Below are 14,669 nucleotides of genomic sequence, written 5' to 3' on the forward strand. Positions count from 1 at the left end.
AGATGGCTGGCATTCAACCCCAGAAAACCCAACGCGACGGATTCCTGCCTATCCGAACCAACGGCTTCGACAGGGGCTTCATCTCGGTCGTGATCCTGATCCTGGTGCATCTTCTATGGATGCGCTTCCTCGAGGGCGTGTTTCCCCTGTGGGTGGCGACGGTGCTCTGCCTGGCGCTGGCCGTATTCATTATCCGAAAGGGCTGAAGACATGAGATCGCTCGTCCTCGAACGCAAAGACGAACTGCGCATTCGCGACCTGGACCCGAAGGAGGCGCTCGGTACCACTGACGTGCGCATCGCCATCAAGACCGTTGGCGTCTGCGGATCCGACGTTCACTATTATACTCACGGCGCGATCGGACCTTTCGTTGTGCGCGAGCCGATGATCCTCGGGCACGAAGCCGCCGGCATCATCGAAGAGGTCGGCAGCGCGGTGCAGAACCTGAAAGTGGGCGACCGCGTTTGCATGGAGCCCGGCATTCCCGACCCTCAAAGTCGCGCGTCGCGGCTAGGTCTCTACAACCTCGATCCCGCGGTGCGCTTCTGGGCGACGCCACCGGTGCATGGCGTACTGAGACCGAGCGTGATCCACCCGGCGGCCTTTACCTTTAAGCTTCCGGACAACGTTTCCTACGCCGCAGGCGCCATGGTCGAGCCGCTAGCTGTAGGCTTTCACGCAGTCTCCAAGGCGAGGCTGACGCCCGGTGCGATCGCGCTGGTTACCGGCGCCGGGCCGATCGGCATGGTGACAGCGATAGCGGCGCTATCGGCTGGCTGCGCCAAAGTTATCGTTACCGATGTCGTCGACGAAAAGCTTGCCGTGGCGCGCAGCCTCGGCCCTGCCATCATCACCGTCAACGTACGTTCACAGGACCTGAAGAGCGTCATAGCCCGCGAAACCGACGGCTGGGGCGTCGATGTCGTCTTCGAATGTTCCGGCGCGGCTGAAGTGATCGCAGACACGGCGCAGCATGGTTGCCCCGGCGGCGCCATCGTCCTTGTGGGCATGCCCGTGAAGCCGGTCCCGCTCGATGTCGTCGTGGCCCAGACCAAGGAACTGCGCATCGAACACGTATTCCGCTACGCCCATGTCTACCCCCGCATCGTCGCGCTCTTGGGATCGAACCAGATCAATGTCGATGCGCTAATCACCGATACCTACGCCTTCGAGGATTCCGTCGAAGCATTCGATTACGCCGTGCGGCCAAAGCCGGCCTCCGTGAAGATCCAGATCGAGCTTGGGAAATAGCATGTACCTGCGCAAGTTCGATCTCAGTGGAAGAGTGGCGGTCGTCTCCGGCGCGGGGCGCAACATCGGCTATGCCTGCGGGACAAGGACTGGATGCACATGATGCCGATGAAGCGCATGGGCGACGTCGAGGAAATTGCATCTGTCGTCCAGTTCCCGGCCTCCGACGCCGCCAGCCTGATGACCGGCAGCATCGTCGTTGCCGATGCAGGATACCTCGTGGTGAAGCTGCCCGTGACCCGCCCCGACCACAACTGACCAAGGATTGACACATGGCGACGATCGAACTCGACAAGGTCGATAAGCATTACGGCTCCTATCACGCACTGCGCAATATCTCGTTCGATATAGCCGACGGTGAGTTCGTCGTGCTGGTCGGTCCCTCCGGTTGCGGCAAATCCACGCTGCTGCGGTCGCTCGCCGGCCTTGAGGAGATCACCGGCGGCACGATCAAGCTTGGCGGAAATCGCATCGACAACATCGCCGCCAAGGACCGCGACGTGGCGATGGTGTTCCAGAACTACGCGCTTTATCCGCACATGACCGTTCGGGAGAACATGGCCTTCGCACTGAAATTGCGCGGCGAGAATCTCGCGGATCGCAACGCCAAGGTCGACAAGGCTGCCGAGATGTTGCGCCTTACGCCCTATCTCGACCGGTATCCGAAGGCGCTCTCCGGAGGCCAGCGGCAGCGTGTTGCCATGGGGCGCGCGATGGTTCGCCGCCCGAAGGCGTTCTTTTTCGACGAGCCGCTGTCAAACCTGGACGCCGCGCTGCGCGTAGACATGCGTTCGGAGATCAAAGCTCTTCACCAGCGCCTCGGCGCTACGTCCGTCTATGTCACGCATGACCAGATTGAAGCCATGACAATGGCGGACCGAATTGTCGTGCTTCGCGACGGCAAGGTGGAGCAGATCGGTGCGCCACTGGAGCTTTACGACAGGCCGGCAAATACCTTCGTCGCCGGCTTCATCGGATCGCCGGCGATGAACATGCTACCGGCCACCATCGAACTCTCCTTGAACTCGGCGCGGCTCGCTGACGGATCGGGCCTTCCTCTTCCACAAGGCATGCGGGCGAGTAACGGCCAGGACGTGATCTACGGGGTCCGCCCTGACCAGTGGATACTGTCGAACGGCGATGCGGGGATACCGGCAACTGTCGAGCTGATCGAGCCGACCGGGGCCGAAATTCTGCTGGCAGTCCAATTGGCGGGCAAGCGGGTCCTGTGCGCCTTTCGCGAGCGCCACGCGCTGAAGCCCGGCGACAGGATACGGCTCGATGTCGATCCTGCCGCGGCTCATGTGTTCGACAAGCAAACCGGGCAAAGACTCCCGTTGTGAGCAACAGGCATCGGAAGGATCAACCATGTCGGACTTTACAGGAAAAACGGTAATCATCACCGGTGCTGGCAAGGGCATCGGTCGCGCCTGCGTTGAACTGCTCACCCACCGTGGCGCACGAATAGTAGCCCTGTCGCGTACCCAGGCCGATCTGGATGATCTTGCGGCAAAGTGCGGCGCGACGGTGATCTCAGTCGATCTCGCCGACAATGCAGCAGCACGCGCCGCCATGAAGAAGGCGGGACTGGCAGACGCGCTGATCAATTGCGCGGGAACCAATGTGCTTGAAAGCGTTATCGATATGACGGAGGAGGGCTATGAGCAGGTCCTCGGCATCAACCTGCGGGCCGCGCTGATTTGTGCGCAGGAGTTCGCGCGGGCTCGCATTGCAAACGGAGGCGGCGGAACGATCGTGAATGTGACCTCGATCGCCGGCCATCGGGGTTTCGTGGATCACGTGGCTTACGCCGCTTCGAAGGCGGGACTGGAAGGCGCGACACGTGTCATGGCCAAGGAACTCGGCGCCTATGGAATCCGGGTCAATGCAGTGGCGCCTACGGTTACCACGACGGAGCTTGCCGCCAAGGCGTGGTCTGAGCCCTCCAAACGTAACCCGATGATGGTTCGCCACCCGATGGCGCGTTTTGCAGCGGTCGACGATGTCGCGCGCTCGATCGCACTGCTTATGTCAGAGGACGCCCCGATGATCACCGGCGCAGTCCTGCCAGTCGATGGCGGCTTCCTTGCTGTCTGAAATCAAAAGCGAGACAAGATGATGACTAAACTACTCGAAGGAAAGATCGCTGCGGTAACCGGCGCAGCTTCCGGTATCGGGCTGGCGACGACCCGTGCCCTAGTCGATGCCGGCGCCAAGGTCGTGATGGTCGACTACAACAGACAGGCGCTGGAAACCTACGCTGCCGAGTTCGGCGGCGCCGTGGTCATGCAGGTCACCGATCTTCTGGACGCCGCAAGTTGTGCGGCCATGGTGCCGGAAATCCTGGCAAAGGTCGATCACCTCGACATCCTGCACTGCAATGCAGGGTCCTACATTGGCGGGGATCTTATCGATACCGATACCGCTACAATCGATCGGATGCTGAACCTCAACGTGAACGCCGTCATGAAGAACGTCCGCGACATCGCTCCGCATATGATCGAGCGCGGCACCGGGGACATTTTGGTCACTTGCTCCGTAGCCGGCCATGCGCCGATCCAATGGGAGCCGGTCTATTCCAGCTCTAAGTGGGCGGTTACCAGTTTCGTCCAGATCATGCGCCGGCAATTGAAAAACCACGGCATCAGGGTCAGCCAGGTGTCGCCCGGCCCGGTCGTTTCCGCTCTGCTTGCGGACTGGCCCGCGGAAAACCTCGAGAAGGCAAAAGCCAATGGGAGTCTGATCGAGCCCTCAGAGGTCTCTGATGCCATCATCTTCATGCTGACCCGCCCGCGAAACGTCACGATCCGGGACATGATTGTCCTGCCGACAAATTTCGACGTGTAGGTAAGGAAAACAAAGTCGTTGCGGAAGCAGATTTCCGGGCTTCACGCCAAAGGTCTGCGATCGCACCAGTTTGTATTTCTGTCGACGGCTGCTTTTGACGATGCCGAAGGTAAGTCGCCGTGCAGTTTTTTTGTTGGATGGCTGGTCATGCTTCCACGCTTGGTAAGGGGTGTCCCTGACGCTGACACCTTCGTTTGTTTCCCGGACGGTCGATCGATTGTGATTTATGCGCTTGGCTTCTCGATGCCGCCCCAGCTCCACGATGGTGCCAGGGCGCAAGTAGAGGATCACTTTGAGTCCAATTCTGCTTGCGCGGCGTGAGGGATCAGGCGCAGAATAAAGTTATGGACCCTTTATCCAGTTCCAGTCGCGCCCGCGAACGCTTTCTCGACGCGATCCTTCAGAGCGCCATCGAATACGCCATTATCTCCGTGGACCTCCATTCGAGGATAACCAGTTGGAATGAGGGTGCTCGCCGGATTCTCGGTTGGGATGAAACCGAAATCGTCGGCCAGCCCGTGGCCTTGATATTCACAGAGGAAGACCGGGAGGCGGGGGTTCCTCAGCGGGAAATGACCGCCGCTTTGACCGACGGTCACGGAGATGATGAGCGCTGGCACATCCGAAAGGACGGCTCGTTATTCTGGGCGTCTGGACAGATGATGGCATTGCGGTCAGATGATGGTGAACTTGAAGGCTTCCTGAAGATCCTTCGGGACCGAACCGAGCAGCGAGAAAGCGAGGAGCGACAGCGTGTCCTGATGCATGAACTCTCTCACCGCATCAAGAATACACTCGCCGTCGTTCAGGCCATCACCAACCAATCCTTCCGAAGCGCTGCCAGCATGGAGGAAGCGGAGCGGTCGATCCGGTCGCGCATAAACGCTTACGCGAAAGCGCATGATATTCTGCTGCAGAAGAACTGGCTGTCCGCAAGCTTGGACACGATCGTCGAAGCGACCGCGACCAACCTCGGACTTGCGACAGACCGCGTCAATGCCAGCGGCCCTGACGTTGAGCTAAACCCCCAGGCGGCTCTCGCGTTTTCCCTCGTGCTGCACGAGCTTGCCACGAATGCAACGAAGTATGGATCTCTATCAGGGGCTGCCGGCACCATTGAAATAAAGTGGTCTGTGCGCCGAACAGTAGGGGACAATCGCTTGGATTTTGTCTGGCAAGAGCGTGGCGGGTCTGTTTCGGATGCCCCCGGCAAGGAGGGCTTCGGCTCTCGGCTCATCCAGTCTACCCTCTCCGCATTTGGGGACGTCGCATTTGACTTCGCCGCGACAGGTCTGACGCTGAAGCTCAACGCATCTCTTCAGAAACTGCAATATCCAAATTGCGCGGACGCTGAAGCGTAGCCACACGTAGGCGCAAGGTAGTCCGTGAGGGATAATCCTCAATTCCTCCAATAGCTCTGTCCAAGAACGCGGATCTGTCAGCGACCCATCCAGCAGTCGGCAATTGTGCGCGACGGGAACGGCAGCCTGCTGCTTGCCCGCCGCCAGGGGTATGACCAGGTCTTTGTCGGCTCCGTCGGAACAGGGGGCAATGCCAGGATGCTGGTAGCCGACAAGCACGCTCAATCAGAAGACCAATCGGCCGGCCCTGCCGCTCAAGGGCAAGAGCCGGTCTTCGTCCAGCCGACCTTGCTCGCCGAGATCGCGTTGCGGAGGGACCGATGGCGGCAGCTTGCGGCCGAATTCGCCGTTTTGGCGGGGATTTAAAGCGTGCACTAAGCAGCAGACAGCGAGGCTGGCCAGTTGCTCGTGCGCCCATCGATCTCAGAGATCCAGAACGCTCCGGATGCGCACAGCAAGATCTTTGATCGAAAAAGGTTTCTGCAGGAGGTGAACCCCTTTGTCGAGGCGGCCGTGGTGCACTATGGCGTTGCGTGAGTAGCCCGTGGTAAACAGCGCCTTCACAGCGGGTTGCAGCTCCCTCGCCTTCGCGACTAGGTCGGCGCCGCTCATGCCCCCGGGTAACACGACGTCGGTAAAAATAAGATCCACCGGCAGGTTAAGCTTCAGCACCCGCAGAGCTGTCGGGCCGTCCTTTGCTTCCAGCACGCGATAACCGAGCTCTGTCAACGACTCGACTGAATAGGCAAGTACATCGGGATCATCCTCGACCACCAAGATGATCTCCCCGAAACCTGCTTCGGGCAGTGGCATGCAGTCGACGGTTGCCTCATTTACTTGGCCCGATAGGAGCCTCGGCAGGTAAATCTTAACCGTCGTTCCTTGCCCAATCTCGGAATAGATTTTCACATGCCCCTTCGACTGCTTGGCGAAACCGTAGACCTGGCTTAGACCGAGCCCGGTACCTTTCCCCTGGTCCTTGGTCGTGAAAAACGGCTCGAAAGCACGAGCGACCGTTTCTGCGTCCATCCCCGCTCCGGTGTCGGAAACCGATATTGCAACATATTGCCCCGGCACCACTTCGGCGTGATTTACTGAATAGGCCTCATCCAGGTGAGCGTTGAAGGTTTCGACCGTGAGCTTTCCGCCACTCGACATCGCGTCCCGTGCATTGATGGCCAGATTGAGAAGTGCACTCTCCAAAGCGTTCGGATCTGCTTCCGTCCTCCAGAGGCCGCCGGCAAGAACGATCTCCAATTCGTAAATTTCTCCCAGTGTTCGATGCAAAAGATCCGACATCCCCCGGATCAGACCATTCGCGTCGACAGGTTTCGGATCGAGCGGCTGGCGCCTGGCGAAGGCAAGGAGCCGTTGTGTCAAAGCCGCAGCTCGTTCGGCGCCATTCATCGCCTGCGAAGCAGCGCGGCGGAGCCGGCCTGCGTCAGCCGGCAGCGTCCGCAACAGCGTGTCGAGATTTCCAACGATGATCTGCAGCAGGTTGTTGAAATCATGCGCGACGCCTCCGGTGAGCTGCCCGACAGCCTCCATCTTTTGCGCTTGTCGCAGAGCGTCGGCATTGCGTGTCAACTCATCCGTCTTCTGGGCGACAAGATCTTCCAGGTGAGCATTCAGTTCCTTGAGGGCCTCTTCCGCGCGCCGTCGCTCCTCCAGTTCCCGTTGCGCAGCCTCGAACAGGCGAGAGTTGTCGATGGCAACAGCGGCCTCACCGGCAAGGCCGAGCAGTCCCCGCTCCGACTCCTCACTGAACATGCCGGTATCGGCATGGCCGAAGAACAATCCGCCGATCACCTCTCCCGTGCGAGAAATAACAGGCACCGCGAGATAGCTCCTGACGGGAAGATGTCCTTCGGGCATCCCTGCGTAAGGAGCATTGCGCCCATAACGAGGATCCTGCGTGATGTCATCTGACCGAACGATGCCTTCCCCGCTGAATGTTGCCGCAAACACAGCCGTGTTGCGAGGCATGGGGAAGCTTGAGAAAGCTTCTTGGGGGGCGCCTGCGAGCGAGTAGAGCATGTAGCTTTCGCCGGCGTGATCGACGAGGTTGTAAAAAAACGCGCCGAACTGGGCCCCGGTGAGTTCGACGCCTGCGTCCGTCACCGCCTGAACAAGCCGTTCAAGATCATTTTCGCGCGCAAGGATAGCTCCCGCACGGTTGAGAACCTCGAGTGCGCGCGTGCGCTCGCGAAGTGCGGTCTCCGTCCGCCGTTGCTTGGTGCGATCTCGGAGAATTTTTACGAAACCGATAAGGCCTTGGCCATCGGCAAACAGCGGCGTGGTTTCTCCGACCGCCCAGATTTTGCTCCCGTCTTTGCGAAATCGCCACCCCTCGCCGCCACCCTTGCCGTTTGCCTTTGCATCGGCAAGTTCGGTAGCCAGCAGGCTTGCGGCGTCCTTCTCCGCCGGGAAAATCCCAACCAGAGTCTTTCCCAGCATCTCATCTTCAGTCCAGCCAAGCAGATTGCTGGCCCCTTTGCTCCAACTGACAACGATTCCGTCCACGTCTAAGATAATGATGCCGGTATCGACTGCACTGTCGAGGATTTGCTGGAGTCGCTCGGCAGGCAGGTACGTGGATGAGTTCATCTTCTACCATCGGGAGTGGGATGAGAGCGAATTGGCGCCAAAATATCATAAGTACCTTCCCGGTCCAGCAGTTACTCTGACGCCTGGCAAACCTGGCCAAATTCGTGAGTTCATCCAAGGCTGAGATAGCAATCCGACAAATCACAGATTCAAACGGCGGAATGGCGGTCACCGATGCTGATTCCCAGCGGGCGCCGGGTCACCTCTTCAATCCCCATGTTCGCAGCAGCGTCAGCGGTGCGGAAATGCCGGCCTCGAGAACGTATGGATCGAAGCGCGCTGTTTGACCCTTCCTGGCTGAGCGGCGGACCGGCAAGCCGTGTCCAAAACCCTTCAGCGAATAGAATGACACCTGGACCGCATTTTTGGATTTCCATTGGGTGAGCTCACCCCAGGGCTTTAAGGTCGTTCGGCCAGCCTCCTCGTTGATCCCACGGACCGCGAGACATTGGGAGACGGACGCCCGCGCGTTGGACGAGTTTACCACCCTGTCATCGGTTCCATGCCAGATGGAAATCGGGGGCCACGCTTCTCGGTCGGGCGAGACTGTGCGAATGAGATCGCCCCAGTCACCCGGCGATCGCGACACACCGGATTTCATCGCACGCAGGGCCGACATCGCATCCCTGGCAGCTCCCAGTGGCATGCCGGCGAAAATCGCGGCTCCAGCAAATAAATCGGGATATGTCGCAACCAAGGCGGCGGTAAGCGCGCCTCCCGCCGACAGTCCCGCCACGTAGATCCTGGAACGGTCGATTCGATGCCGGCTGCAGGTAAATTCGACCATCTGGCGCACCGACATTAGTTCGCCCCGATCGCGAGCGATCGCACTCGGCCGAAACCAGTTGAAACATCGCTGCGGGTTGTTTGCCTCGGACTGTTGAGGATAGAGGAGAACAAATCCGCATTGGCGCGCGAGCGTGGAGAAACCGCTGGCGGCATCGAAGCTTTCGGGCGTCTGCCGACATCCATGCAGCATCACCACCAGAGCCGGCGTCGCGGCAATCCGGCTGGGCACGTAAAGCTTCATGGATAGCCGTCCCGGGTTGCTGCCGAAACCCTTGACTTCACTCAATCCATTTTTGGCGGTAGAGCGCGGCGCCTTCTTGGGTCCGATTGCCGGCTGAAGCAGACTCTTCTTCAGGGTCCGGCGCAGTCTCTTTTGCGATCTGAGGATTTGCGACAAAGATTTCGGGAACTTGAATTTCATCAATACGTCTCTTTCGAAAAGGTCCTCGACACGTTCCCAGGGCATACACCATCGTCGATGGACGGGTTATTCTATCGATATCGCGGGCCCTGATCCCGCCCCACTTGACGCTTGGAGCCCGTGCGCCGGATATATGAGTTCAACGGCAAAGCCGTAAGACTGGTGTTCAGCTATATGTTCCGGAACTTGGAGCGAACAGGCTCGGGTGGGGTTTCCAGCTCACGGATCCGAGAGGTCCGACACGAGGAAATTCCCATGAACAAGTTCTTTTTCGCCGCCGCGCTTCTGGGCGCTTCGGCATAGCCAGCCATTGCCCAGACCGCACCCGCAACGAATACGGCCGAGATTTCCATCGAAATAGGTGTCATAGACGGCGGTAAGGTGCAACGCGCCTGAACTAGCGGTGTAGATTGGCTTGTCGCCAAGGTATCGGCCAGTGTCTCCCGTGTTGCAAAGGCCCAACTCCGCTTCATTCAATGAGATATTTATCTTATCAAACTGAGTGTAGTCTCTGATGAGGTCGTAGGTCCCCGTACGGTTTCATCGAACACGTAATTGTGCGCATCGAAGTCGTAACGAGCTACTCTGGACACGCCCAGGACGTTCCCGACATAGAACGTATCCCTTTCACTCTCCTTTGAGATAGTCGGCTGCCGCGTCGGCCTGCGGATCCGAGCCATTTGCGCAAATGACATCCGCACCCTTGCCCCCATAAAGAAAGTCGGCGCCCGCGTTTCCTTTGACGATATCATCGCTGCGGCTGCCGTTGATAACATCCCCGCCAACAGAGCTCACAATGTCTCATTTCAACCCCACAAACCCGCAGACGACCGAAGATATAATCTGCCTTCTCGGAACCGGCCTAGAAAACTTTAACGGCGACGGGGTGTTTTTGCCTGCTTCACTTTCGCATATGGACGTGCATGCAGATGAGCCGGCTGCGAAATACTGAAGCCAGAAACACTGCCTTGTTGGCAGCGTCCAGCAAGTGGTATATGCGGGGCTTCCGGAAGATCTACAGCCTCCTGCAGGGCTCAACGGCCCAGGCGGGCTTTGGATCGTGGCGCGTGAAGATGACATCCTGGCGGGAAAGACCTTGCTCGCGTGTGAATATGTCGAGGATTGAAAAGTTACTCTATCCGGCCAGAGTGGCGGTATGGCGCACCAAGAGCAGTCTTGGGCGAGGTGCGTCGGCCTGGCCCATGACGGTGGAGGTCTCGCACCACGTGGATGCGTACGAGCCTGACGCGGAGGGGTTCTATCACTATCATTATGAGTATGCGATTTTTAAATTCACCGATGGCGTTATGACGCTACTGGCGCGGGCCTATAGCGACGAGCCTCGCCGGGCCGCCCTGATGGCGTGGAACGAGGGTATCAATAGCCGTCTGTTGAGAAAGCGGGATTTGCGCCATCCGCTATTCCTCGGGGCCATGGCCTATCTCGAGAGGGCCGGCAAATCCGAGCTGGATTGGCTCGACAGAAACAGCGGATCCTATCTGCCAATCGTCGATCGGGGTGAATGATTTGCGCCGTTCCAAACCAAACTCAAAGAAACGTCATTCGAATAGACCATCCGTCAGTGGTTTCACGCCAGCGGGTATCGCCTCGGATCTTTCGTGGGTGCCCGATATGGTTGCTCTGGAGCTACCATCGGTGACCGCGGAGGCATATGTGGAGGCCTACCTGGCGGATCCAAGTGGATGGTGGTGGTCTACGATTTTGCTTCATGATTCGAGAGAAACCGTATTGAAACGGGCCCTGGCCATCATTGCTCAAGCCCGGCTGCCTGATCACGAAACGGCGCTCGGTCAATTGGGCGCGGGTCCTCTTGAAGATATGATGGGGAACGAACTACTCGATGCTTTAGGGAACTGGACCCCGTTCACTGCCGCGATGTGCCATGCTCTCCGCATGGTAAGGATGGACGCCAAGTCGCCCGCACTGCGGCGACGCCTGGATGCGATGATTCTGGAGCCCTAACGCAAGAGGTAGAGCATCGCATTGATGATCATGACTCCTTTGAGTGGCAGGACTGACAAATCCTCGCGCGTAATGTTAAGGCCTTTGTGACAGGCAGTTGGTCATTCCGCTGGATGCGACACCTGAACAACCTGTGACCATCCCGCTTATCGAAAATGCGCCGGCTGCGGTGCTGCATTTGGATGTAAATGCCATCGAGTTTTGGTTTCCGCGCAGATATGCGCCTAACCGGCTCGGTTCTGCGCGGAAATCGAGATCACCATCTACAATCCATGCCTTGACGAAGATGGCAGCGCCGGGCAACGGTTTCAAACATCGCCTGCTGCCATTCCCCGTACCTTCGCGTCATGTTTACCGTGGATGACATCGACGAGACGCTTGAAAGGCTGCGCAGGCCCGCGCGGGTCACAGGCGTAGTCGTCGATTATAGGGATGTTTATTGGCTCTACTACATCAGTGGGTGCATCGGCCTAGCCAAGGCGTCCGCTGAGCGTCGAGCGCCCTGCTCCTCAATCTCGAGACGCTTCGATCAGCGCTTTTGCGCGGCGCAGCAAGGGGCTCGAAAGACCTTCCGCGAACTGTTGATAGATGGGAGACAGGACATTCTTCGCGTCGCCTTGGTGTCCCGCCGCCCCGCGGAAATCTACGAGACTTACCGCCGAGGTCAATTGCCAGTACAGCGCTTCCTGCCGAGCGGCTTCCGTTACGGCGTTCTGGAAAAGGTCTTCTATCTCCAAAGGCGTTCTCAAGTCCTGATCCCTGAGAACCTCCCCCTTTCTCCTCAAGATTTCAGGGATCATCCAGTGGTAGCCGTGCTCCCGCGAAAATGACAATGCCTGGCCGAGCTCGCTCAACGCCTCATTGAACCGGCCCAAGGCTTGCAGCGCCGCAGCGAGTTCGCAAAGGAAGGTGGGATAGAACAAAAGGTATGACGCTTCGCGCATCTCCGTAATGCCGGCCCGCAGATCTTCGACGCCGGCGTAGGCATTGCGGAGCCTGCGCGCAATCGCTCCTCTGACGCTCAGGCCAACGGCATGAAAGGGTCGAAGGCCATGTTGCGACGCCTGCCGCGACAGCTCATCGCCCCACGTTTTCGCCCGGTCCAAGTCGTCGATGCTGAGCGCGACGAAGGAGGCAGACCAGGCGAGCGCGACGCACAGGACAAATGGCTGCCCGGTTTCCCGGGCCTCTTGAATTGCCTGCTCTGCCGTTTCCGCCGCCTGCTCCAGCAGGCCGCGCGCGATGAGGTTGACGGTGTTATGGGACAAGGAAGAGGTGCGGACATCCGCTTCCAGCCTCAGCAGATCGGTCTTGCGGTGTTCGACCGGATAGTTCGCCGCTGCCCAACTCAACCGATCGCCGGCCTCCCGGTGGCGCGCCTGATAGGTTTGCGGAATACCGACAAGCCATGAAGCGGTGGTGCGCCCGTGCAGGTCTTGCTCGTCGAGCGTGGCTTCGTATTCCTGCGCAAATGTCAGCGCGTCGTCCAGCCGCGCCGATCTCGCGGAAAAGAGCCACAAACCACAGGTGACGCGCTGGCGGTAGTCGGGATCGTTGAGGCTTCTCGCCAGATGCAGCGCGCCGATGAGCACCTCTTTACCGCGCGGATTCATCCCTTGCGTATAAATGAGGGCGTACCCGAGCGCACAGCGCAAGACCATTTCGGTGCGGCTTCCTTTTTCATCGCCGAGACGGTCGAGAGCACGCTCTGCCCAGTCGCCAGCTTCGGAAACCAGAGAGATCGCCGTCCAGAAGTCACTCGATGTTGCAGCGAGCTTGGCGCCAAGGGCACCCTTGCCGCCCTCGGACAATGCCCATCGCAGGGCCGCCCGCAAATTGTCGATCTCGCGTCGATAGTGCCCGATATTTTCGATGGCCGCCGAAAGCGTGCGGGGTTGCGAAAAGGGTTTGAAGAGCTTGAGGAAATGCTTTCCAACTTTGCACATCGTCCGGCGGAAATCTTCCCCATCGCCGAGCTTCTCGAGCGAATAGACACGCACCGTCTCCAGCAGACGCCAGCGCGGTGCATTTTCCGCTCCGTCGAATGTGATCAGGGATTTGCTGACGAGGTTGGATATGGCCAGCGCCGTTTCTGCATCCCCTTCACCGCTCACGGCCACGGCGGCATCCAAAGTGAAGCCTCCGGGAAACGCTGCCAGCCTGCACAATAGCTGGCGCTCGGACTCAGGCAGGAGCTGATAGCTCCAGTCCAAGGCTGCTCGCAGCGTTTGATGACGCGGCAAGGCGGTGCGACGACCGCCGGTGAGCAGAACGAACCGGTCGTCGAGACGCCCGGCGATCTGCTGTATTCCAAGGGTCGCGGCGCGGGCCGCCGCCAATTCGATGGCGAGCGGGATGCCGTCGAGATGCCGGCAGATATCAGCAATCGTTGCAAGCTTCTCTTGGTCCGGCTCGAAATCCCATTGAAGCGCCCGCGTGCGCGCAACGAACAGATGGATGGCGCTGTGTTCTGCGGCACTGACCGCCTCTCCACTGCCCGGCACCTCCAACGGCGGCACGCGGTAGGCGAATTCTCCCTCTATTCGCAGAGATTCTCGGCTCGTCGCAATAACCGTCACATTCGGGCATATTCGCAGGATCGTGTCGATCATGGCGGCAGCGGCGTCAATGACGTGCTCGCAGTTGTCGATGAGAAGCAGAACCTTGCGTGCGCCGACGGCCCGCGCCACCACCTCGGCGGAAATTTGATCGCTTTGAAGCTTCAGATCGAGAACTTGGGCGACGGTCGTCGGAACAAGCCCAGGCTCCGCCAGCGAGACGAGCTCCACGAAGAATGCATCGCCACCAAGCTGCGGCAGCAGATGACGCGCCAATTCAGACGCGAGCACTGTCTTGCCGATGCCGCCAGGACCGGTCAGCGTGACGACACGATATGCCGAGGTCAGCGTCAGAAGTCTGCGCAGGGCGCTCTCGCGCCCAACCAGTTCGGAGGTGGGTGCCGGAATGTTCGAGACAGGCTGGGTTTCCAGTGACCGCAGGCCTGTTGTCGCAGTCTGCGCCGTGGCAGACGGACGATCGGATTTCCACTGACCGATCAGTCGATACCCTCGGCCCGAGATCGTCTTCAGCAGATCCCGGTCTTTTCCCAGCGCTTTCCGGATTGCCGATATATGGACCTGGATCGTGTTGTCCTCCACGACAAGGCCAGGCCAGACGCGTCGCATGAGATCGTCTTTGGTGACGGACTCTCCCGAAGCTGTCGCCAGCACTTCCAGGATATCGAAGGCGCGGCTGCCCAAAGGGACCGGCGCCCCGAGAGCACGAAGTTCCCGCTTCTCAAGATCCAGCTCCCAGCCCGAGAATTCGAATAGATTTCGTTCTATCTGTCCCAAGCTAATCCGATCTCTCTTGCCAAAGCCGCGAAATTCAGGGACCGCTGAACCTCAAGA

Annotated in this window: 13 protein-coding genes and 2 pseudogenes; 11 read left to right on the forward strand and 4 right to left on the reverse strand. The window is 59.2% G+C overall.

From position 1 onward, the window contains the following. The first annotated feature begins 2 nt into the window (after positions 1 to 2). From ATY76_RS12760 to ATY76_RS12800, 8 genes and pseudogenes are all read left to right on the forward strand, one after another. Positions 3 to 206 (forward strand): DUF2160 family membrane protein, encoded by a 204-nt coding sequence (locus ATY76_RS12760; protein WP_088675121.1) that lies wholly within the window; start codon positions 3 to 5, stop codon positions 204 to 206. 4 nt (positions 207 to 210) lie between these two features. Then, positions 211 to 1,251: an NAD(P)-dependent alcohol dehydrogenase gene (locus tag ATY76_RS12765; protein WP_088675122.1), complete on the forward strand. Its 1,041-nt coding sequence runs from the start codon at positions 211 to 213 to the stop codon at positions 1,249 to 1,251. A 90-nt stretch (positions 1,252 to 1,341) separates the two neighbouring features. After that, a pseudogene (locus ATY76_RS12770) lies at positions 1,342 to 1,509 on the forward strand (SDR family oxidoreductase); the annotation flags it as partial. A 14-nt stretch (positions 1,510 to 1,523) separates the two neighbouring features. After that, positions 1,524 to 2,594, forward strand: a complete 1,071-nt coding sequence (gene ugpC, locus ATY76_RS12775) for a sn-glycerol-3-phosphate ABC transporter ATP-binding protein UgpC (protein WP_088675124.1) — start codon at positions 1,524 to 1,526, stop codon at positions 2,592 to 2,594. Positions 2,595 to 2,619: 25 nt separating this feature from the next. Next, entirely contained in the window at positions 2,620 to 3,348 is a 729-nt protein-coding gene (locus tag ATY76_RS12780; protein ID WP_088675125.1) for an SDR family oxidoreductase, read from the forward strand. Positions 3,349 to 3,369: 21 nt separating this feature from the next. Beyond that, complete coding sequence (locus ATY76_RS12785) at positions 3,370 to 4,098, forward strand: SDR family oxidoreductase (RefSeq protein WP_088675188.1); 729 nt, start codon at positions 3,370 to 3,372, stop codon at positions 4,096 to 4,098. A gap of 344 nt (positions 4,099 to 4,442) precedes the next feature. After that, complete coding sequence (locus tag ATY76_RS12795; protein ID WP_088675127.1) at positions 4,443 to 5,459, forward strand: HWE histidine kinase domain-containing protein; 1,017 nt, start codon at positions 4,443 to 4,445, stop codon at positions 5,457 to 5,459. A gap of 105 nt (positions 5,460 to 5,564) precedes the next feature. Continuing rightward, positions 5,565 to 5,825 (forward strand): hypothetical protein, encoded by a 261-nt coding sequence (locus ATY76_RS12800; protein WP_088675128.1) that lies wholly within the window; start codon positions 5,565 to 5,567, stop codon positions 5,823 to 5,825. 57 nt (positions 5,826 to 5,882) lie between these two features. Here ATY76_RS12800 and ATY76_RS12805 read toward each other — a convergent pair whose 3' ends face one another. The 3 genes from ATY76_RS12805 to ATY76_RS12815 all read right to left on the reverse strand — a co-directional run bounded on the left by ATY76_RS12805 (position 5,883) and on the right by ATY76_RS12815 (position 10,071). Continuing rightward, complete coding sequence (locus tag ATY76_RS12805) at positions 5,883 to 8,066, reverse strand: ATP-binding protein (RefSeq protein WP_088675129.1); 2,184 nt, start codon at positions 8,064 to 8,066, stop codon at positions 5,883 to 5,885. A 199-nt stretch (positions 8,067 to 8,265) separates the two neighbouring features. Beyond that, positions 8,266 to 9,276, reverse strand: coding sequence for a PHB depolymerase family esterase (locus tag ATY76_RS12810; RefSeq protein ID WP_088675189.1), 1,011 nt, complete (start codon positions 9,274 to 9,276; stop codon positions 8,266 to 8,268). Positions 9,277 to 9,903: 627 nt separating this feature from the next. Next, positions 9,904 to 10,071 carry a hypothetical protein gene (locus tag ATY76_RS12815; protein WP_190233641.1) on the reverse strand — a complete coding sequence of 56 codons (168 nt, stop codon included), beginning with the start codon at positions 10,069 to 10,071 and terminating at the stop codon, positions 9,904 to 9,906. Positions 10,072 to 10,205: 134 nt separating this feature from the next. Between ATY76_RS12815 and ATY76_RS33965 the strand changes: the two genes are divergently transcribed. The 3 genes and pseudogenes from ATY76_RS33965 to ATY76_RS34155 all read left to right on the forward strand — a co-directional run. Continuing rightward, positions 10,206 to 10,802: a hypothetical protein gene (locus tag ATY76_RS33965; RefSeq protein ID WP_210199516.1), complete on the forward strand. Its 597-nt coding sequence runs from the start codon at positions 10,206 to 10,208 to the stop codon at positions 10,800 to 10,802. A gap of 148 nt (positions 10,803 to 10,950) precedes the next feature. Beyond that, entirely contained in the window at positions 10,951 to 11,259 is a 309-nt protein-coding gene (locus ATY76_RS12825; RefSeq protein ID WP_348627512.1) for a hypothetical protein, read from the forward strand. Positions 11,260 to 11,594: 335 nt separating this feature from the next. Beyond that, positions 11,595 to 11,732, forward strand: a pseudogene (locus tag ATY76_RS34155) (VOC family protein); the annotation flags it as partial. Positions 11,733 to 11,768: 36 nt separating this feature from the next. On the opposite strand, the gene ATY76_RS12835 reads toward ATY76_RS34155, so the two are convergent. Further along, positions 11,769 to 14,612 carry a winged helix-turn-helix domain-containing protein gene (locus ATY76_RS12835; protein ID WP_088675132.1) on the reverse strand — a complete coding sequence of 948 codons (2,844 nt, stop codon included), beginning with the start codon at positions 14,610 to 14,612 and terminating at the stop codon, positions 11,769 to 11,771. Between the last annotated feature and the right edge of the window lie 57 nt (positions 14,613 to 14,669).

The organism is Rhizobium sp. R339 (assembly GCF_002211395.1).
Taxonomy (GTDB): Bacteria; Pseudomonadota; Alphaproteobacteria; order Rhizobiales; family Rhizobiaceae; genus Rhizobium.